Annotated in this window: 22 protein-coding genes; 9 read left to right on the forward strand and 13 right to left on the reverse strand. The window is 36.6% G+C overall.

Annotation, left to right across the window (positions count from 1 at the left end; all coding sequences use genetic code 11):
• Window positions 1-216: 216 nt before the first annotated feature.
• From ACMGDK_RS03830 to ACMGDK_RS03840, 3 genes are all read left to right on the forward strand, one after another.
• The gene (locus ACMGDK_RS03830) at window positions 217-1,329 is read left to right on the forward strand and encodes a hypothetical protein (protein ID WP_436806702.1); all 1,113 of its coding nucleotides are present in this window, start codon (window positions 217-219) and stop codon (window positions 1,327-1,329) included.
• Window positions 1,330-1,484: 155 nt separating this feature from the next.
• Window positions 1,485-2,411, forward strand: a complete 927-nt coding sequence (locus ACMGDK_RS03835) for a hypothetical protein (protein ID WP_436806703.1) — start codon at window positions 1,485-1,487, stop codon at window positions 2,409-2,411.
• A gap of 420 nt (window positions 2,412-2,831) precedes the next feature.
• Window positions 2,832-3,191 carry a prevent-host-death protein gene (locus ACMGDK_RS03840; protein ID WP_436806704.1) on the forward strand — a complete coding sequence of 120 codons (360 nt, stop codon included), beginning with the start codon at window positions 2,832-2,834 and terminating at the stop codon, window positions 3,189-3,191.
• 213 nt (window positions 3,192-3,404) lie between these two features.
• Here ACMGDK_RS03840 and ACMGDK_RS03845 read toward each other — a convergent pair whose 3' ends face one another.
• Complete coding sequence (locus ACMGDK_RS03845) at window positions 3,405-4,016, reverse strand: DUF4142 domain-containing protein (RefSeq protein WP_436806705.1); 612 nt, start codon at window positions 4,014-4,016, stop codon at window positions 3,405-3,407.
• Window positions 4,017-4,355: 339 nt separating this feature from the next.
• On the opposite strand from ACMGDK_RS03845, the gene ACMGDK_RS03850 reads away from it, so the two are divergent.
• Window positions 4,356-4,979: a hypothetical protein gene (locus tag ACMGDK_RS03850; protein WP_436806706.1), complete on the forward strand. Its 624-nt coding sequence runs from the start codon at window positions 4,356-4,358 to the stop codon at window positions 4,977-4,979.
• 25 nt (window positions 4,980-5,004) lie between these two features.
• Here the strand turns inward: ACMGDK_RS03850 and ACMGDK_RS03855 are convergent, their stop codons facing one another.
• Window positions 5,005-6,474, reverse strand: coding sequence for an alpha-amylase (locus ACMGDK_RS03855; protein WP_436806707.1), 1,470 nt, complete (start codon window positions 6,472-6,474; stop codon window positions 5,005-5,007).
• Between the two features lie 367 nt (window positions 6,475-6,841).
• On the opposite strand from ACMGDK_RS03855, the gene ACMGDK_RS03860 reads away from it, so the two are divergent.
• Window positions 6,842-7,243: a hypothetical protein gene (locus ACMGDK_RS03860; protein ID WP_436806708.1), complete on the forward strand. Its 402-nt coding sequence runs from the start codon at window positions 6,842-6,844 to the stop codon at window positions 7,241-7,243.
• Between the two features lie 95 nt (window positions 7,244-7,338).
• Here ACMGDK_RS03860 and ACMGDK_RS03865 read toward each other — a convergent pair whose 3' ends face one another.
• Window positions 7,339-7,710, reverse strand: a complete 372-nt coding sequence (locus tag ACMGDK_RS03865; RefSeq protein ID WP_436806709.1) for a VOC family protein — start codon at window positions 7,708-7,710, stop codon at window positions 7,339-7,341.
• A 376-nt stretch (window positions 7,711-8,086) separates the two neighbouring features.
• Here ACMGDK_RS03865 and ACMGDK_RS03870 point away from each other — a divergent pair, with 376 nt between their 5' ends.
• Window positions 8,087-8,230, forward strand: a complete 144-nt coding sequence (locus ACMGDK_RS03870) for a bacteriocin-like protein (protein ID WP_426048842.1) — start codon at window positions 8,087-8,089, stop codon at window positions 8,228-8,230.
• 28 nt (window positions 8,231-8,258) lie between these two features.
• Complete coding sequence (locus tag ACMGDK_RS03875) at window positions 8,259-8,405, forward strand: bacteriocin-like protein (protein WP_436806710.1); 147 nt, start codon at window positions 8,259-8,261, stop codon at window positions 8,403-8,405.
• 421 nt (window positions 8,406-8,826) lie between these two features.
• Here ACMGDK_RS03875 and ACMGDK_RS03880 read toward each other — a convergent pair whose 3' ends face one another.
• Window positions 8,827-9,012 carry a hypothetical protein gene (locus ACMGDK_RS03880; protein ID WP_436806711.1) on the reverse strand — a complete coding sequence of 62 codons (186 nt, stop codon included), beginning with the start codon at window positions 9,010-9,012 and terminating at the stop codon, window positions 8,827-8,829.
• Window positions 9,013-9,442: 430 nt separating this feature from the next.
• Entirely contained in the window at window positions 9,443-10,171 is a 729-nt protein-coding gene (locus tag ACMGDK_RS03885) for an NAD-dependent epimerase/dehydratase family protein (RefSeq protein WP_436806712.1), read from the reverse strand.
• Window positions 10,172-10,458: 287 nt separating this feature from the next.
• On the opposite strand from ACMGDK_RS03885, the gene ACMGDK_RS03890 reads away from it, so the two are divergent.
• Window positions 10,459-10,599 carry a bacteriocin-like protein gene (locus ACMGDK_RS03890; RefSeq protein WP_436806713.1) on the forward strand — a complete coding sequence of 47 codons (141 nt, stop codon included), beginning with the start codon at window positions 10,459-10,461 and terminating at the stop codon, window positions 10,597-10,599.
• A gap of 261 nt (window positions 10,600-10,860) precedes the next feature.
• Window positions 10,861-11,697, forward strand: a complete 837-nt coding sequence (locus tag ACMGDK_RS03895) for a GLPGLI family protein (protein ID WP_436806714.1) — start codon at window positions 10,861-10,863, stop codon at window positions 11,695-11,697.
• Window positions 11,698-11,970: 273 nt separating this feature from the next.
• On the opposite strand, the gene ACMGDK_RS03900 is transcribed toward ACMGDK_RS03895, so the two are convergent.
• The 8 genes from ACMGDK_RS03900 to ACMGDK_RS03935 all read right to left on the reverse strand — a co-directional run bounded on the left by ACMGDK_RS03900 (window position 11,971) and on the right by ACMGDK_RS03935 (window position 20,828).
• Window positions 11,971-12,768, reverse strand: a complete 798-nt coding sequence (locus ACMGDK_RS03900; protein ID WP_436806715.1) for an HAD family hydrolase — start codon at window positions 12,766-12,768, stop codon at window positions 11,971-11,973.
• 86 nt (window positions 12,769-12,854) lie between these two features.
• Complete coding sequence (locus tag ACMGDK_RS03905; protein ID WP_436806716.1) at window positions 12,855-13,928, reverse strand: UDP-glucose--hexose-1-phosphate uridylyltransferase; 1,074 nt, start codon at window positions 13,926-13,928, stop codon at window positions 12,855-12,857.
• A complete protein-coding gene (gene galK / locus ACMGDK_RS03910) occupies window positions 13,888-15,075 on the reverse strand; it encodes a galactokinase (RefSeq protein ID WP_436806717.1) in 1,188 nt (395 codons plus the stop codon). Before galK ends, ACMGDK_RS03905 begins: the two co-directional genes overlap by 41 nt.
• 42 nt (window positions 15,076-15,117) lie before the next feature.
• Window positions 15,118-16,086: a transketolase family protein gene (locus tag ACMGDK_RS03915; RefSeq protein WP_436806718.1), complete on the reverse strand. Its 969-nt coding sequence runs from the start codon at window positions 16,084-16,086 to the stop codon at window positions 15,118-15,120.
• Between the two features lie 11 nt (window positions 16,087-16,097).
• A complete protein-coding gene (locus ACMGDK_RS03920; protein ID WP_436806719.1) occupies window positions 16,098-16,946 on the reverse strand; it encodes a transketolase in 849 nt (282 codons plus the stop codon).
• Window positions 16,947-16,950: 4 nt separating this feature from the next.
• Complete coding sequence (fsa, locus tag ACMGDK_RS03925; RefSeq protein WP_111952829.1) at window positions 16,951-17,604, reverse strand: fructose-6-phosphate aldolase; 654 nt, start codon at window positions 17,602-17,604, stop codon at window positions 16,951-16,953.
• Window positions 17,605-17,734: 130 nt separating this feature from the next.
• Entirely contained in the window at window positions 17,735-19,768 is a 2,034-nt protein-coding gene (locus tag ACMGDK_RS03930; protein ID WP_436806720.1) for an alpha-glucuronidase, read from the reverse strand.
• A gap of 91 nt (window positions 19,769-19,859) precedes the next feature.
• Window positions 19,860-20,828, reverse strand: coding sequence for a glycoside hydrolase family 43 protein (locus tag ACMGDK_RS03935; protein ID WP_436806721.1), 969 nt, complete (start codon window positions 20,826-20,828; stop codon window positions 19,860-19,862).
• Window positions 20,829-20,855: the final 27 nt, after the last annotated feature.

Consider the following 20,855-nt stretch of genomic DNA (forward strand, 5'->3'; position numbering starts at 1 on the left):
ATTCTACGAAACACATTAACTTTTGTAGTAATATTTCTATATTTTTACATTATGAATAAATATGTCTAAAATTTAAAAGCAAAAAACATTCAAATTCATAATTTATTAAATATTAAGTAACATAAAATTAACCCATTATAAAATAATTTTATTATGTATCACATATTAAAATTAAGATAAAAGCTAATCTATTAAAACTGAAATAAAACTGGAATAATGCTAAAAAAAATCACAAAATTAGGACAAATAGCAGGATTGGTAACCTCATCTGTCATTTTTGCACAATCTGGAAATGTAGGGATAAATACTCCAAACCCAGGATCTACAATAGATATTAATGGATCTCTGGCTGCCAATTACAGCGCTGTAACTGCAGCCGCTTACAATTTAAATTCAACAGATTTTCATGTCTCTTACAATGGTACCGCCAATGCAGTATTTAATCTTCCGGCAGCCATCAGCGGAGTGGGAAATTTTAAGGGACGAATGTATACGGTCAAGAATAATACAAACTTTACCATAACGGTAAATGCTGCTGCCCCGGAAACCATTAACGGAAATGCCAATATTTCAGTTCCGGCTAATCAGAGTGTTCAGCTAATCAATACAGGACTTACAGGAGCCGCAAGCACCTGGGAAGTTACAACAGCCAACAGTACCATAACAGCAAGTAACGGTCTTAACCTGTCGGGCACCGATGTTAAATTAGGAGGCACCCTATCCCAGGCAACCAATATTGCTACTGCCGGAAATAACCTGAGCGTCAACGGAACCGGAAAAGTTCTGATTGGAACCAATACGGTACCTGCCGGAGCCGCCAATTCTAAAATTGTTATAGACAATGGAACCACCAACGGTGCGCTACAGATTAAAGACGGTACAGAGCAGCTGGGGTATGTACTGACCAGTGATGCTAATGGATTGGCTACCTGGTCATCAACTGTTACCACTGCATTTGCCGACAACTGGACATCATATTCAGGAACACTGGTAAATCCTTTTACCGGAAGTCCGGGAGGTCTTCTTCCAACGGGAATTTCAGTAACTATTCCTGCAAAAGGATGGTATTTTTTCCGTTGTGGGGTGACAATACAATCAAACTGTAATGATTATGGATTTTATATTGATGGAATAGGTGAGATTTGGAGGACTTACTGTAACGTTGCAGATGTTCAGATGATGTCACCAAGAGATCAAAACCGAGTACTTTATTTTTCTACTCCGGGTACTTATTCCATTGTTGGTGTAAAAACTAATGCAAATGTACCAGCAGGATTCAACATAGGTAACCCTGCATTTTACCTAAGTTTTGTAAAATTCCAAAATTAAGGAAACACAATAACCATGATTCTAAATACATAAAGCTGAAAAATTGAACTGCTGCAAATTCCCTCATTCCAGCAGCAGTTCATTAAAAATTTACTCTCTTGTATTAAACCAATAATTTCTTTATCTGCTATTTATTCATTTATCTATTATTTAATATGAAAAAAATGTTTTTCCTGCCGCTAATGGCCCTTTTAAACAGTAATCTGATGTATTCTCAAACCGGAAATATAGGTATTAATACCAGCGATCCGGGCAGTAAGCTAACTGTTAATGGCTCGTTTGCTGCAACGTATAAAACTACTGGAACAAGTGGTCCTGTTGATGCCAATGATTACTATATAGCCTACAACGGCAACAGCAATGGTACTTTAACACTGCCTGCTGCTGTGACCGGATCAGGCAATTTTATTGGAAGAACCTATCATTTCAAAAATACCGGAACGGCAACATTATCTATTGCCGCCAGCGGAACAGAGCTGATTGACAATCAAAGTGGTGCAGGAGTAGCTTCTGTCAGTGTACCTCCTGGTTACTATGCTTTTTTCATAAGCAAAGGAACAACTACCGATACAACATGGGAGCTTATTTTACTCTCAAGCTCCAACAGTCTGCCCGTAGCAGCATCCACTTACGCTTTTTCCACCATAAGTACTACAACAAGACAGTCACTTCCTGCTACACCCAGCGGACCCTTTATCAACGCTGAAATTAATTATCCTCAAGGCACGGTCATGAATACAGGAAATGTAATGAATACAGCCAATGGAAGATTTACAGCTGCTACCAGCGGATATTATATGTTTTACGGCTCTACCCAATTTGACAATGGTGCAATTGCCGGTGCTCCCAATTTTGCATGGGCTATATTATATCTTGTAAAAAACTTCAGTACCACTCCCAATAATATATTGGTTCAGTCTTACCAGTCAAATCCGGGTATATTGGTCGGAACTAACGTTTCGTGCATCACCTATCTGAATGCCGGAGAAACCGTAAGTATGGCTTCAGCAGCAGCCGTAACCAGCGGAACTACTTACCAGGTAGTAGTAAGTTCTTTCTACGGCTACAAAATCGCCAATTAAACGGTACAATATATAGATTAGTTAATCCCCCTCCTATCATTACATATATCATGAATGATGAGAAAGAATCAATTTGTTCCCAAACAAAAGGGGGATTCTAATTTATAAGATTGAAGATTAATATCTTTCATTCATAAAAATGTTATTTCAGGTATTTGGATTTAACTATTTCTACTGATCCATTAGCTTTAGGATTAAGCTTTAAGATAGCACCTACTCTTTTATTGAGCACTTCTTGCTTCATTTCTGGAAACAATTCATTATTTTGCGTCCTGATCAATACTTTTCGGCATAAATTATTTCTCTAAATGATTAATGCTGTGTGAAAAAGCTATTGATTATAAGTTATTAAAAAGTTAAATTTTTATTTTACTTTGATTCTTTTAAGCTTCTGAGTAAATTTGTAAAAAAATAAAATAAATGAACTATACACTTGAGCTCAATACTCAGGATGCTTACTCTACTGTTGTTTTTAACACAATCGTATTTGACTCGTTCAAGGTTAATATAGTTGAAAGATATACAGGGCGAATGAATTTTCAGCCAAAATTATCATATGCCTTATTTAAAGTCAGAACCCTGGATAATGAAATTATTAAAACAAGAGACGGTAATGGAAGGGTCAAAATTAAAGGAGATCATTTTGAAACTTACCAGAAATTAACAAAAGTTCTGAATTCCTATGCTTATAAAAACAAACTGATGAATGTAAAAGAGGCTCAGCAGGATTATGTTCACTTCATTTTGAGCTTAGTAATTGTTAACTATCAGCTTAATTAGATCTTGTACTGAACTTCTATCTTCACAGTCAGCAGGTGGATGGACAGACTATGATTACTGTGATGTTTGGAGATTCAAAGATGGAAAACTGGCAGAGCTGAGAGGTTTTGTTATTCAGAGATAATTCTTCAGCTATTTAAATCGATTATAATAACATTCTGCAAAATAAAAGCTCCTCTAATAAAAGAGGAGCTTATCTTGTAGTGCCATCAATTATTTTACGGCATTTTTTGCTTTTTCAGATTCCATTAAATGATGTTCTAAAGTTGGCAGGGTTTTGCTTGCAAAAGATTTTAAAGACGCCTCTTTACCTTCGGAAGCTTCTTTTTTAAATTCTTCTATATCTTTTTTATGATCACTGACCATCAGGTCGGTATATTTCTTATCAAACTCGGCTCCTTTTTTTGCCTTCAGGCCATCATATTCCTTCTGCTGTTCGGCATCCAGACTGGCTGGCAGACTGTAGCCTGCTGTCGCAGCCCATTTTTTGAGCTCATCATTAGCCTTGCTGTGATCTTTTACCATCATTTCTCCCAATGCTTTTACTTTTGCATGAGAAGCATTGGTAGCAGCAAGCTGACCCATCATTACTTCCATCATACCTCCTTTGGCTGCGGCATCTGCAAATTTTTTGTCCTGATCACTGAGCGAATTTTTAGTGGCCGTGTTATCCGCCATTTTTGTAGAGTCCGTAACCGTCATGCCAGATTCAGCCGGGGCAGATACAGTTGTAGCATCTGTAGATTCGTGTACAGATGTAGTTTCATTTTTTTTGCAGGCTATAAGGGTAACAGCTGCAAAAAGTGTTAAAACAGAATTTTTCATAATAATAATTTTAAGTGGTGATAAATAATGAAGTATATAAGCACTTCACTACAAATACAACAATTTATTTGCCAAAATCTACATTTTCACGGTATCAATTCATCTATAAACATCATTTAATGAGCTTCTTATAAATAAAAACCTGAAGTTTAAGCTCTCTAGAAGTATAATAATTATACTCTGAAAAAATTTTTAACATCAAAATTAAGGTACCAAAAGCCCTAATAAATTGGTGCTTAATACTTGGTATTCAGATTTTTATCTATCTAATGCTGGTGTTTGTATTTTTTGATATATTTGCAGCATACACCCATCAATTTTAATCTAAATACTATTATTATGAAAAAACATTACTATATCATAGCTTTTCTCCTGATTTTTTCTGGAGCTGGAGCACAGTCATTCACGGTCGAGCAGAAAGCCCAATTTAACAAAAGTGAAACCATACAGTTGATGACAGGAGGCAATTCAACCATTAAGGGACAGGCTTTTGCTAAAGATAACCGATCTGGCATCAAAGGAATTGCTGTCCTTAACGTCAACAAAAGACAATATGCACCCAAAGGGACTTCCATTATTGTAATGCCACAAACTGCCTATTTTAAAGAATGGCAGGAAGTAAGCAAAAAGTATGAAAAGGAAGGTAAGATAGTAGAACTCCACAAAGAGGCCAGAGCCTGCATTAAAGTAATACAGGTAAAGGATGATAAAGGCAGCTTCGAGATCAATAATCTCATGCCCGGACAATATTTACTGATCACGGGGTTCAACTACATACAGGATAAGCAACAGAGCTATACCTTGGGTTATGAGAATACCTATATCAATAATACTCTTCAGAGTTCAAGGGAAATACAGGGACATCATTACTTTAAGATTCTTAGTGAGGCAAACATCCGAAAATCCGTTACCATCAAAAAAGACGGCGATGTGGAAGACGTCAATTTAAAGAAGACTCTTTAACCGATATTAAATCATAGGCTGGAATTTATACTTTCACCCAAACGCTTACAGATTGTGAATTGACCACAAATCTGGCTTTGCCGTTTTCATCTGTTTTAATTTCATCTTCCCTTTGCCCGGTAAAATCCCGGTATATGCAATTTGCATTCTCTTTCCCCAGCTCAATGTCTTTATAGCCGTCTTCACTGTTAGATAGGATCACAATACAGCCGGAATATTCATTGTTCCCTTTTCTCACCCACGCAATGCAGTTGGGGTGATCAAAATAGCTGATCTGCTCGCCATAGGCAAACTGCTGCCGAGCCTCAAGCAGTTTAGGCAGAACTTCCACCTTAGGCATAATGATTCTAATTTCCTCACCATCTTTTGTGTCCGTATATTCCGCACCGAAGAGATCAGGATAGAAAACACAGGGATATGCCTTTTCCGATAATAAAATAATAGCATAAGCCAAAGGTTTGAACCAATCCTTTACAGCTGATTCCAGGGACTGTAACTTCTGCGTGTCATGGTTTTCAACAAATGATACGGAAAGAACAGGCTTTTTTTCCAGAAAACTTCCTTTTAAAACCTGGCTGAGATCATAATTTTTCCCCTCCTTTGATGCTTCAAAAAAGTTGTAATGGAGAGGTGCGTCAAAACAGGAGATCATATCATTGATTTTATCAGAAAAATCAGATATTTTTTCTGATTCAGATTTCCAGAATTCTCCCAAAATATAACAGTCCGGGTTCAGCTCTGTTTTTATATATGTAATCCATTCCTGTAAGAAATCAACCGAGATATGCTTCAGCGCATCCAGACGCAATCCATCCACATGGGTAGTTTCCAGGTACCATTTGATCCAATTTTTCATTTCTCTGACTACATAAGGGTTCCGGTATTCTACATCAGCTCCCATCAGATAATCATAATTTCCGAACTGGTGGCTTACTGCCTCATTCCATTCCGTTCCGTACTCATTGTGGATTTTAAAAATACCTTTTATCTCTTCATGATCTTTCTGGATGATATCTATTCCGCTAAAACAGGTATGATCCCATATGAAATTAGAATATTTTCCATTCCGTTCAGGAAAAAAGAATTTCGTAAAAGCTGTTGCTGTGAAGGGGTCGCCAATGGTTTCATTGCGGTTTTCTTCATTAACCTGATGTACGGTAACAGTCTCACTCTCGTCCCCTCCCATTCTGTGATTCAGGACAATATCTGCGTAAACGGATATACCCGCTTCATGAGCTTTTTTAATGGCAGACAAGTATTCATCTCTTGTTCCGTATCTGGTAGGAATACCTCCTTTCTGGTTAAACTCTCCCAGATCATACAAATCGTAAATATCATATCCTCTGCCCTCCCGTCCTAAAACGCATTTTGTTGCAGGGGGAAACCACACTGCTGTAAATCCCAGATTTTTAAGATAGTCACACTTTTCCGTAAATTCGTTCCATAAATTTCCTTCATGATACCAGTGAAAGTGTTGGATAATAACTCCATTCATATTTTATTTCGGTTTTCTGTTATACATTAAAACTTTGTTTATAACGATAAGTGTCAAAACAGATCAGGAATATGATGCACTAAAGTTTATACTCTATCTGTTCCAGCCATACTAAAAACCTCCCAAAGGATGGAAGGCAAGTCTAGCATTTTTAGATAGTATGTGCATTAATCATATACAAATCTATGGTCTATCTTTCACCATTATCATGACTGAGATCATAAACATTATATTTCCGGGATTTCCATGTATTTCTAATCTGTAGTTTTAACATTCAGACTGCTTAAGAGCTTATAAAACAACAGCTAACCCGTGTGATTGTCTGCAAACAAAAGGAATATTATGACTATAATCATAATTCAATAATATGAGACTTATTACATTTACTTATAATTCTTCTATGATTGTAAAGGTTGGTACAGCATCTTCAGTTTCCACCTCATCCAATTTATTCAGGTTTTCAACAGACGGTGTTGCCAACAGATTAAGATATCTGGGTAAAAAGAAAAGAATTTTCCAAATAACAGGTTCCATTTCGTTTCAGGTTCCTGCGGCAGGAACTTACATAATATATATTGCCAAAAACGGAGCTGTTTTAAGCCAATATAAAGTGTACGGCAGAGGATCTTCTACCAATGACATTGTTGTCTTGCCAATAAACGGTACAACCGAGCTCTTAAATAATGATTATATTGAAATATTTGCTCAGAGATATTCAGGCTCTAATGGCGATATCATAGTCCCGAATATGACTATAACAATCAAGTAAGTGATATTAATTCTATATCAGTCTTTTCTTGAAATTGCCAGAATTCTTAATAAAGTAACAAAAGCTGTAATCTAATGTTTACAGCTTTTGTAATGTTATTTTGGCGTTTCCTGTATATTGAAAACCGTACCTGCCGGGTCAGTAATCCAATGCATATTTTCAGGAAGTTCTTCAATTTCGTCGCAGGTCTCCACACCGTTCGACTGTAAATACTTTGTTGCTTCTTCTACGTTGGGAACAGTAAGCTGTAACCAGGTTTCGGAATGGGTATAGTTGTCCACACAATCCAACCATATAATATTATTACCGAATTTCACTTCGTATGTTCTGGAAACAGTCGGATTGGCAATCGGTTTTTCTTCAACATCCAGCTTAAGAATATCCTTGTAAAAAGCAACCGTTTTCTCATATTTATTTTTTGGAATTTTTATGGCTATATTAATTCCTGCCTGAAATTTTGTGTTCATATAATATTTTTAAGTTATAGAAAATAGTTAATTTATAATCTTACTCATACACTTGTAATATAATTACTCCTTTTAATGTTCACATTGCTTTCCTGTTAAGACAAAAGCTTCCGGATCGAAACTTTTACTCAAAGTTACCAAGCCAAAACGAAAGCTAACTTGTCACAAGACAAGATTTTATATGAACGAAATCAATTTTTATAGATTCTGTTTAAAAATATTAAGATCCTTTTTCACATGTTATATTACTTGAATTAAAAAGAGTTTAAAGTAAAATATCACAGAAGAATATTCCTTTAAGATAAATATTTTTATAAATAATTCCTCTGAATTGAATAAAATTTATTAATTTCGGATAGAACTAAACCTAATTTTTATGAAAAATTTAAAAAAAATCGAAAGACAGGAAATGAAGGCAATTAAAGGTGGTATTAACTGCCCGGGTGGTCAAATTTGCTTAATCAGCGGAAAATGGCAATGCATGCCATATGATGGATGTGGCGGTGGAAACCAGCCCTAAACTTTAAGTTTAACTAAATTTCTTTATTATGAAAAATTTTAAGAAAATTACAAGAGATCAGTTGAAGAACATTAATGGCGGGGCATTAAGCTGTTCCGAAGCATGCTGCCCACCTCCGGGAATAAAAAGATGTCCCTGGGTAATTTGTGTAGTACCATGTGATATATTAAGTTAAAAGTTATCAACTCTTTGGTAACCATAGTCACCAAAAATAAAAAAGCCTTAGAATCAAAACTTCTAAGGCTTTTTTGTGTATAGAGATTATTGTAGATATCTGATTTCACTTTTGATATTTCTCGATAACTTGTCTATAGGCAAGCATGTTCGGTAGGTAAACATTAACCGAACCTCAAAAAAATATAGTACAAATATAAAAATTGACAAATAAACTGTAAATTTTAATACTTGATACAAATTTTTATTAATAAGAAAACAAGGATATTTCATTCAGCAAAGTAAGACCAATACATTTCCCTGTATTGCTTACCAATTAGTGAAACAGCTCTGTCTATCTTAAAAAAATCCAATGAATGCTTTTTAAAGCTTTGCTTATCCTTGCGGTTATTTTAATCTTTATCCCGAATTCAGGCTATTTACTAGGCTTCATCTTTTGTATTCTTTACAAGGCCTATTCCGGAAAAAAAGAAGATCAAACCAATCACGCCAACTACAGATAATGTAGTATATGCAGAACTTTTGTTGATCAATTCATATCCTGTATAAATCATACCCACAATTCCAAGTATTGTAAGTATTGCTCCAAATATTCGTTTTACGTTCATGATATTTTTTTATTAGGTTTTTACTATATTTAAATAACTTTTCTAAAAGCTGTTATTTGGAATTCATAGTTCTCAGATCCAAAAATTCGTTTTGATTTTGCTGACTTTTTTGTGATTTGATATTTACCATGATATTAGCTTTAAGTCGTTATGATTTTATTTTACAAAAATCACACCGTTTATTTTTATTATTTTTTTTGGTCAGGCAGCCCTCAAATTGAATTAGATTGCGAGGTTGTGTCTATCAATGAGCGCTATCATTATTTCCTAAAACAATTCTCTCGATCTTTCATGTAGCCTCCTATCTCAGCATTAGCCCTGTAGAATTTCACGACCGGCGTTTGTTCATATCATTCAGCGTTCTATTTTTAAGCCATTCTAGCATAGACAAATAAATGGAAAATGGGTTATATTACCCACTATCAACTGATTATTGTTTTTTTAGCTTAAATAAATCGAAAGAATTATACTTGGGATCAAACCCTGTAAGCAGTTTAGTTTCCTGGATATCTAGTCGTTTATAAGTATTATTTGAAATAGCATTTAATATCTTAAATTTTATATCAGATTCAATACATAGTTGTAGCAATTGATTTAAATCATCGGGATGTAAATAAGCACTCATATCCCGCGCATCCATTTCCGTAAAATCTTCTGGAAATTCATACGCTCCAATCCTAAGGCATATTGCGCTTAACTCAGTGCTAGAACAGTGGTATGAGAGCAGAGCTTCCCCGAAACATTTAGAAACACCATATAAATTTCCAGGCTTTACAGCCATCTCTGTATTAATCTGAATATCTTTTGGATAGCCTTCTATTGTTTGTGCACTGCTTGCATAAATAATTTTTTTACAGCCGGCTGCGATACATGCATCAACAATATTTTTCGTTCCAATGATGTTGGCATCCAACAGATCACTAAAAGTGGCATCCGGATTGGCAATTCCACCTAAATGGATAACAATGTCCATATCTCTGCACGCTTCTACGAGATAGTCTTTATCCGTAAGATTTCCCTGAAAATATTCCAAAGGGATATCCTGAATCTTAGAAGGGTGAAGATCGAAAATCCTAAATTGATATCGATCGGAAAAAGATTTGATAAAGTGGCTGGCAATTTTTCCGGAGCCACCAGTAATTAATATTTTTGTTCGCATGAATATTGCTTATCTGATTTCCATTAACTTCCAAAATATAGAAAGCTTCAAAAGTTCCTTAAAAGTTAAACGGCAATATATGCAAATTTGACCATTAAAAATCCCCTAAGATTAGTGTTTATGGTATTTTGCAACACAAATTTAAAATGATTTCAGAAGCCACTAATTTGACTTCTCGTGTATTTGACAGCCATTAATAATGAATTTTGAAAGTTAAAATTTGTTAATTTTACTATTATGTAGTAATTATTTTTGAGATTTGTTCTACAATATAAAATATTATTAATATGAAAAATTTAAAAAAGCTTAACAAAGCAGAATTAAAAACAATTGTTGGAGGTGCAGATTGTGTTAGGATGTGTTTTGTAAATGACAAATTAACATGCGTTCCTTATAATTCATGTGGTGGTCCTGGTCTTGAGCCATAAAAAACAATAAGGAGTGCAACATCAGTGTACTCCTTTTTTTTCAAAAATTACTTTTTACCAGTCTTTCAAACAATTCTCCTTTGGAATCCTATTTTGAGCTTTTTTAATTTATCCCATTGCGGAGAAATATAAAACCACCTATTCTTTAATCTTCTTTATCCATCGCCATCTTAAACTGGCTACAGTGGATCAAAAAGTGAAAACGTACCTAAACATCTACATCTGCACTAAAGCATCATATATCATATAAAGTAATTATTTATGAAAAATATTTTTGCCCTATTAACATTGCTCTTTTCTCTATCCATTCATGCCCAGACCCATAGATTTATTTATCAGTTACAGTACAAAATGGATTCGACCGAAGCAGGTTATGAAAAACTGAATATGCTCTTGGACATTAGTCCAAAGGAGGTCAAATTTTATGGTCATAATTTAGTGGTAACTGATTCTTTAAACAAAAAATTCGGGACCAACAACAGCCATACCGATATGTCCGGACAGATCGTAAAAAGAAAGGTCAATACATATGATAATACAAATTTCATTGCGATTAAAGAAGGATATTATTCATTCAGAACAACGGATAAAATGAATTGGATTATTACGAATGAGACAAAAAAAGTAGAAAATTACACCCTTCAAAAGGCCCTTACCCGATTTGGTGGAAGGGACTGGACAGCCTGGTTCTGTAAGGATATTCCTTTTAATGAAGGACCTTATAAATTCCGGGGTCTTCCGGGACTGATTTTTGAGCTTTCAGACTCAAAAAAGAATTTCATTTATAGTTTGATAAAAAGCCAGAAGCTCTCAGGCACTTTTTCAACTGATCATCTGATAGAATCGAACTTCGGCAACAGGGCAATAACCATCAATGAAAAGCAAAAAGTGAAGCTGATGTATGATTTTTACAATGATCCTTTTGCCTTTGAAAGAAATAATTTCAGCAAAACAAATACTAATTTAAAGATCAACATCAACGGAAAAGAAATCCACACTGTAGACGAGCTGAATGCTCAGACAAGAAACATGCAGGAAGTAATCAGAAAATACAATAATCCTGTTGAGATTGACAAAGCTATTCAATACAAAGAATAATGTGGCTTATCTAGTAACTGTACTACGTTCATACAGTTTCAGATATTATTTCACTATTTTCAAATTCTAAATTGTATCGTTCAGAATCTTATAGGCAAATTTTTCATCCTTATACAGCTGTTCAGTATTAAGGTTTTGGCAATTCCTAGTGCGTTTGTATATTCAAATCTAGTGGTATTGTATTAAGATCTTTAACAGTATAGAGCAGTTTCCCACATAAACGAAAAACCCTTTCAGAAAGTTGTTTTGTGGTTTCTCTCTAAATTCTTATCATTAGATTTTTAAATATTCACTGATAGTTTCTAAGACGCCAAAATCATCATTTGAAAGTGTAGAAAAGCTGGCGGCGTCTTTTACAGAAGGATGAGCATTTTCCATTGCATAAGAATATTTTGACCTTTCCAGCATCGTGATATCATTCATATAATCTCCGAAAGACATGGTTTGGGACGGTGTAATATTCAGAAGATTCTGTAACTTTTCCAGTGCATTGCCCTTGTTAATATCCTTATTCATAATATCAAGCCAGTATTTTCCAGATACAACGACTTCCAGATTATTTTCCCGGAACTTTTTCAGGAAAGGGTAAAGATTCTTTTCAGAACCCCCGGGATGATAAACGGCGATCTTGAATGCATCATCATCCACTTCTTCTCCCAAATCATTTACTTTTTGATTTTCAGTATAATATTTTGTAAAATAATCAATAAATTGCTGATCATCACTTTCATAATACGCTTTCTTTTTTGCAGACAAAACTGCTCTGGCACCGGGAATTTCCCGGACAGCCGCTGTAATATCAACAATAAACTGATGTTCTAATTTATCTGCAAAAAGCTCTTTATTTTTGTAAATAACATATCCTCCATTTTCTGCAATAAAACCGATCTCATTTTTAATATCCTCAAAATATTGGGTAATACCCGGCATTTGTCTGCCGCTTGCAGGAACAAACAGGATATTCCTTTTTTTCAGTTCTTTAAATACGGAAGGAAAGTTGGGACTTACTTCATAATCTGAATTGAGAAAAGTACCGTCCATATCTGTGACAATCAGTTTAATATCTGTCATAATAGTATTCTTTACAAAAAAATTCCATTTGAATTTTTTGATGATAATTCATTTAAAATTGACAATGCAAAGGTAAGCTCTTTTATTTATACATTTTTGTAATGTACCATTGAAAGATCCTGCAATATTTCCGCACTTTGTTCCGGTGTGAGATCGCGCTGTGCTTCTGCCAGCATTTCGTAACCAACCATAAATTTTTTTACTTCAGCATTTCGGAGTAAAGGAGGGTAAAAATGCATGTGAAAATGCCATTCCGGATGTGGCTTTCCATCCGTTGGCGCTTGATGAATTCCCGCTGAATATGGAAAAGAGATTTCAAAAAGATTGTCGTATAAGATTGTTAAATCCTTTATTATTGATGCTAATGAATGCTTTTCTGAATCAGAAAACTGCAGAATATTTTCAGCTTTTCTTTTGCTTACAATCATTGTTTCGTAAGGCCACACTGCCCAGAATGGAACAACAGCTACAAAATCCTTATTTTCAAGAATGACTCTTTCTTCGATTTCCAATTCTTTTTTGATATAATCTTCCAGCAGAAAACTTCCGTTTTTTTCAAAATATTTTTTCAGGTTTTCCTGCGTTCTCAAAACCGTCGAAGGAATAGAAGATTGTGCCCAGATTTGTCCGTGAGGATGCGGATTACTACATCCCATCACACTTCCTTTATTCTCAAAAATCTGAACATGATTGATGTAATTTTCAGCTCCCAATTCCTCATATTGCTGTTGCCACACGTCAACTACTTTTTTGATGTCACCAACTTGCATTTCCGGTAAAGTAAGGCTGTGATTTTCTGAAAAACAAATCACCCTGTTAATTCCCCGCTCTGGTTTCAATGCAAATAAATCTGCATTTTCATCAGAGAATTCAACATCATCTCTCATTAAAGAACCAAAATCATTTTCAAAAACATAAACACCTTTATAATCGGGATTTCTTTCTCCATTTACGCGGAGATTTCCGGAACATAAATAACAATCTGAGTCGTGAACCGGAAGTTTTTCTTCGGCTATTTTTTCGGTTTGTCCCTGCCAAGGCCGGTTTGCCCTTTGCGGCGAAACCAGAATCCATTCATCCAAAAGTGGGTTGTATCTTCGGTGAGGATGTTTTTTCTGATTAAATGACGAATTCATTTCTTTTGTATTCTTTAATTCCATCTGATATTTTTACACGGTACACTTTCATTTCAATGCTAAAACCGGCTTTGTACGCTGCACTGATATTTTTAATCACTTCATTTACATTTTCATCTTTAATCAGATTGATGCTGCATCCACCAAAGCCGCCTCCCATAATTCTTGCCCCCAAAACGCCATTTTCTTTTATGGTTTTCTTTACCAGAAAATCGAGCTCTTCGCAACTCACTTCAAATTCAGTAGAAAGTCCGGAATGGGTTTCGGTAAGAAGTTTACCCAGATATTTTACATCGCCTTCTGATAAAGCTTTGGCAGCCTTTTCGACTCTTTTGATTTCCTTTAAAAGATACAGGCACCTTTTGTATGAGGTCTCTCCTATTTCCGATCTGACTGCATCCAGCATTGAAAAACTGAAATCTCTGAACTTCTCGATTTCAGGGAATTTTTCCCACAATATTCTTTTTCCTTGATCCACATCTTTTCTCCTGTTGTTGTAGCCGGAAGTGAGATGGGTATGTTTTACGCAGCTATCGAAAAGTACAAGGCTGTAACCTTCCAGATTAGCTTCGAAATACTGGTGTTCCAGAGAATGGCAGTCCAGCATGATCACCTGATGTTCTTTACCGAAAACAGAGGCAAACTGGTCCATAATTCCACATTGTACTCCAACAAAGGTATGTTCGGATTTCTGACCTATAAGAGCCAGATCTTTCCTGCTTAAATTTAAATCAAAAATCTGGTTCAGAATAAAGGCGAATCCACATTCCAGCGCTGCTGATGAAGATAAGCCGGAACCCATCGGAATGGTACTGCTAAAAGCAATTTGTAAACCACCGGTCTTTTTCCCACTTTCCTGAACAGCATTAAATACGCCCAGTAAATAATTGACCCAGGTCTGCGAAACAGGACTTTGCTTTTGGTTGATATTAAAACTAAAAGAATCGTCAAAGTCTTTAGCAAAAAAGGTACAGGTTTCCGAGTCCTCAATTTTTTTTACAGCAAAGCAAATGTATTTGTCAATAGCTGCTGGAAGTACGAAACCATCGCTGTAATCAACATGTTCACCAATAATGTTGATTCTTCCCGGAGCCAGAAAAATATTTTCCGGATCTGAATGAAAGAAAGCCTGGAATGCTTCTGTTGTATCATTAACTAATTTCTCCTTCATAAATAACTGCAATGTATACTTTTAGGTGAATTGAGCATAAATTTAAAAAGCATTCAATTCCTTTCTTTTTATAACTTTTTTTGCTGCTTCCACAATATCATAGGCCGTCAGCCCATATTTTTCCATCAGTTGATCAGGTGTTCCGCTTTCACCAAAACTGTCGTTTACGGCAACATATTCCTGTGGCGCAAGATGTTCCGTGATCAGGAGCTGTGCAACGCTGTCGCCCAGACCTCCTAATCTGTTATGTTCTTCGGCAGTAACCACACATCCTGTTTTTTTAACCGAATTAAGAATGGCCTCAGCATCTAAAGGTTTGATGGTGTGGATATTGATAATTTCAGCATCAATTCCCTGCTCTTCCAGGATTTCTCCAGCTTTTATCGCTTCCCAAACCAAATGTCCTGTTGCAATGACTGTCACATCTTTTCCTTCGTTTACCACCCAGGCTTTCCCGATTTCAAAAGTTTGATTTTCATCGGTAAAAACAGGAATTACAGGTCTTCCGAAACGCAGATAAACCGGACCTTCATAATCTGCAATAGCAATGGTTGCTGCTTTGGTCTGGTTGTAGTCGCAGGTATTGATAACAGTCATTCCCGGAAGCATTTTCATCAGCCCAATATCTTCCAGAATCTGGTGTGTTGCGCCGTCTTCGCCTAAAGTAAGGCCCGCATGCGAAGCACAGATTTTCACGTTTTTGCCGGAATAAGCCACCGACTGACGAATCTGGTCGTACACTCTTCCGGTAGAAAAATTGGCAAAGGTTCCCGTAAATGGAATTTTGCCTTCTGTTGCCAAACCTGCTGCAATACCAATCATATTGGCTTCTGCAATTCCGATCTGGAAAAAACGCTCCGGTGCCTTTTCAATAAATTTTTCCATTTTCAGGGAACCGATAAGATCTGCACAAAGAGCTACGACATCAGAATTCTTGTCCGCCAATTCTGCAAGACCGGCTCCAAAACCGCTTCTGGTATCTTTTTTTTCTGTATAAGTATATTTTTTCATTTGATATCTGTTTAATAATCTCCCAAAGTTTCTTCAAGCTGGTCTAATGCTTTTGCCAATTGCTCATCATTAGGCGCTTTTCCGTGCCAGGCGTGGCTTCCCATCATATAATCTACACCATAGCCCATTCCGGTTTTTAGCAGAATACAAATAGGCTGTCCTTGTCCTGTCAACGACTTCGCTTCATCTAAAACTCTAAGAACTTCGTCCATATCATTTCCATTTTCCACTTCAAGAACTTTCCAGTCAAAGGCTTCAAATTTGGCTTTAAGGTTGCCTAGAGAAAGTACTTTTGAAGTGGGTCCGTCAATCTGCTGGCCGTTGTAATCTACTGTCGCAATGAGATTATCTACTTTATTGTGAGAAGCGTACATAATGGCTTCCCAGTTCTGCCCCTCCTGTAGTTCGCCATCACCGTGGAGCGTGAACACTAAATTTTCATCTTTGTCCAGCTTTTTACCAACTGCGTGACCAATGGCCACTGACATGCCCTGCCCAAGAGAACCTGATGCAACGCGGACCCCGGGAAGATGTTCGTGTGTGGTGGGGTGTCCCTGCAGTCTTGAATTCAGTTTTCTGAAAGTGGCTAATTCTGACTTATCAAAATAACCCGCATGTGCCAAAACACTATAAAAAACCGGAGAAATATGGCCGTTGGAAAGATAAAATACGTCTTCACCTTTTCCATTCATATCAAATCCCTCCTTTCTTTTCATCGCATCAAAATAAAGAGCAACCAAAAAGTCGGCACACCCGAGCGAACCTCCAGGATGACCCGATTGGCAGGCATGAACCATTCTTACAATATCTCTTCTTACCTGGGAAGCGATATTTTTGAGTTTTGAAATATCGTGCTGCATATATTTATTTCATTTTTTGTGAATCTTTGATAAACTGTTCCAAACCGCTGTCTGTTAACGGATGTTTTAGCAATGACAAAATGGGTGGCAAAGGACAGGTAACAACATCTGCACCTATTTTTGCACAATTGATGATGTGCATACTGTGTCTTACGGAAGCCGCTAAAATCTGCGTTTCGAATCCGAAATTATCATAAATGGTTCTGATTTCTTCAATTAAATTCAAACCGTCCGTAGAAACATCATCCAGCCTGCCCAAAAATGGTGAAACATACGTTGCTCCTGCTTTCGCAGCTAAAAGTGCCTGTCCGGCGGAAAAAATTAAAGTACAATTTGTTCTGATTCCCTTTTGTGAAAAATATTTGATCGCTTTAATTCCGTCTTTAGTAACAGGAACTTTTACCACGATCTGCGGGTGCAGGGCTGCCAGCTCCTCTCCTTCCTGAATCATTTCGTCATAAGCAATTCCGATAACTTCGGCACTTATATCGCCATCAACGATATCACAGATTTTAAGGTAATGGTTAAGAATATTTTCTTTTCCGGAAATCCCTTCTTTTGCCATCAGAGACGGATTGGTCGTAACGCCATCCAGAATACCCAAAGCATTGGCTTCTTCAATCATAGCAAGATTCGCCGTGTCTATAAAAAATTTCATAAAATAAATTGTTAAGGTTATAAGTGTTAAAATTACACTTAATTAAATAAATGAGCAAATTTTGCTCATTATAATCAAGATGAGATTTAGTTTAATGATAAATTGAATACTGGAAATTTAATTAGCCATTCTAATTATGATGTCCCATATTGAGCTTAATTTTCTTTAAATCTTCCAGTTCGTGAACCGGTCGCTCGATGTCATAAGGAATCGGCATTTTCGAAAAGGTCTGAAAATACAGCAGACACGCATCTTTCCACCAAACGGCATCTTTTGCCTGAATTTTTAATTTTGATTGAACGTTCTGGAATCGTTCTTCATCAACATAAGGCTGCATTTTGTCCCAGACTTTTTGATATTCGCGTACATTTTTAACGCCTGTATTGTATTTGTAAGATAATTCTTCCCACAAAGTTTTGCCATCTTTCATCTGATAATTCCACGGAACATGATGAAACCAGAGAATCAGGTTTTCAGGGCAGGTTTTGATATTTCCATACACTTCATTCAAAGGAGGGAAATAATCTGAAACTGCATTACTTCCGGTTTTAGTTCTGTCAAAACCTACTCCATTTGCATCAGCTTTGTGGTAATAAACTGGCGACCAATCTGCTCTAGTTCCTTTGTAATCGCCCCAAGGTTCAGGTCCATAATGGTGCATTCCTGCAAAGATATGGTGCAAACCAAGAGGCATCATATAATCCACTGCCGTTTCCCTTGATGTCAGCATCATTTCTTTCACAGGACTGAGGAATTTGTCATTATCGGTAAACGTCATTTTAATCCATTCTTCAGCAATCTGTTCAGAAGTCAGATCGTGGTTCCACGCCAGACGTCCGAAAGCGTACCAATTGGCTTGTGCAAAATGATGACCCGTCCAGTTTTTATCTTCCCCGATATTGGAAACCGCAGAAATAGCCGTAATTTTCGCAGGTCTTAGCGTTCCGTCCGTAATTTTAGCAATCGTAGAACCTTTTCCGTCAGAATAGGTATCGCTGTCCAGTGTTTCCTTAAACAATGGAGCGAGATAAACCAGATGATTGGCTTGCCCTAAATATTCCTGAGTAATTTGAAACTCAACCATTTCAGAAGTTTTCTTCAGCGCTCCAAAAAGTGGGTTAAACGCTTCACGGGGCTGAAAATCAACAGGTCCGTTTTTAATCTGAACAATAACATTATCTCTGAATTTCCCATCAAGGGGAACGAATTCCAGATAGGCTTGTTTTGCGCGGTCTTCTTTGCTGGGACTATACACAAAAGCTCTCCACATTACGATTCCTCCGTAAGGCTTCAGAACGTCTGCCATCATATTGGCTCCGTCTGCATGTGTTCTTCCATAATCCTGAGGTCCGGGTTGCCCCTCGGAATTGGCTTTCACCAAAAAACCTCCAAAGTCCGGAATTAATTTGTAAATCTCTGAGGCTTTATCTTTCCACCATTTCTGGACATCTTTGTTTAAAGGGTCGGAGTTCTGAAGTCCGCCTAAAACTTTTGGAGACGAAAAATTAACTGAGAGGTATACCTTGATCCCGTAAGGTCTGAAAATGTCTGCGAGAATTTTTACTTTTTCAAGATAGTCTTTACGGAGCATATTGGGTGATGCATTCACATTATTGAGAACGGTTGCATTAATTCCGATCGAGGCATTGGCTCTTGCATATTCTTCATATCTCGGGGAAATTGTATCCGGTAAATCTTCCCATTTCCAAAGTGAATGTCCTGCATAACCACGCTCAATCGTCCCGTCCAGATTATCCCAATGGTTGAGAATTCTGACATCATACGAAGGTTTTTCGGTAATATTAAGATTTGTCAATGCAGATTTTGTCTGTTGTAAACGTAAAATATGATACACTCCATACAACAATCCGATTTCTTTTTCAGCAGAAATGACCAATTTGTTCTGAACTGATTTTATTGTATAACCACCTTTCAGATTTTTTAATGATTTATCTGTACGAAGTTCCACAGCCTGTCCTTGCCAATGATTCATTAATTCTTTTTTGGCAATATTTAAAGTCGGATTGTTTCCCTTGGAAATAATTTTGTCTGAGGACACTCCATTTTTTGCCGGAAACCGGAGCCAAAGCTGACTTCCGTCTTCTGCAAAAACAGTAAACGGAATCATTAAAAATAATAGGATATATAAACGGAAATGATTCATTGGGTAATTTTTCAAATTTTTGATTTTATATGTTTTGGCTAAAGCCAGATCGGATCTTTCTATTCAAACGGCTAAAGCCATTTTGCTTTAATTAATCTTCCATTCCTTCAATGGTTTTAATTTTACCGTCATTGTCGTATTCAAGCTCAATAACTTTCATACTTCTGAGCCAGGTTTTTCCTTCACTCGGAACACAATCGTGGAAGAACAGGTACCATTTCCCTTTAAACTCTACAATACTGTGATGGGTTGTCCATCCAACAACAGGCGTCAGAATCTCTCCCTGAAAAGTAAATGGCCCATAAGGATTGTCTCCCGTTGCATAACATATCAAATGCGTATCACCGGTAGAATATGAAAAATAATAGGTGCCGTTGTATTTGTGCATCCAGGATGCTTCGAAAAAGCGATGTTTGTCTCCGTGAAGCAATGGATTTCCATTTTCATCAAGAATTAAAATATCTTTCGGCTCTTCCCCGAATTCCAGCATATCGTCACTCAGCAAAGCTATTTTTGAAGGAATTGCCGGTTCATTTTCATTGGGAAGAACCGCAGACTCAAGGGCTTTGTTGTTTTTGTAACGTTGCAGTTGCCCGCCCCAGATTCCACCAAAATACATATAATATTTTCCATCCTCTTCAAAAATACAAGGATCGATGCTGTAACTTCCCATCATCGGGTGTTTCTCCGGAATAAATGGTCCGTAAGGTTTGTCGCTTACCGCAACACCAATTCTGAAAATATCGTTTTTATCTTTTAAAGGAAAATACATATAATATTTGCCGTTTTTATACGCCACATCGCAATCCCACAACTGTCTACCCGACCACGGAATATCTTTTACTGAAAGGACAACACCATGATCTGTAATTTCGCCGTTTTCTACGTCATCAAGGGAGAAAACGTGATAATCATTCATATCAAAATGATCTCCATTGTCATTCTCTTCCATTCCGCTTTCCCAGTCGTGTGACGGGTAGATGTACAATTTGCCTTCAAAAACGTGTACGGAAGGGTCTGCCATATAATCTTTCGGAAATAGATATTTTGATTTTTTCATTGTTTTAATTAGAAGTTAGATTTTAGA

Source organism: Chryseobacterium hilariae (assembly GCF_051400735.1).
Taxonomy (GTDB): Bacteria; Bacteroidota; Bacteroidia; order Flavobacteriales; family Weeksellaceae; genus Chryseobacterium.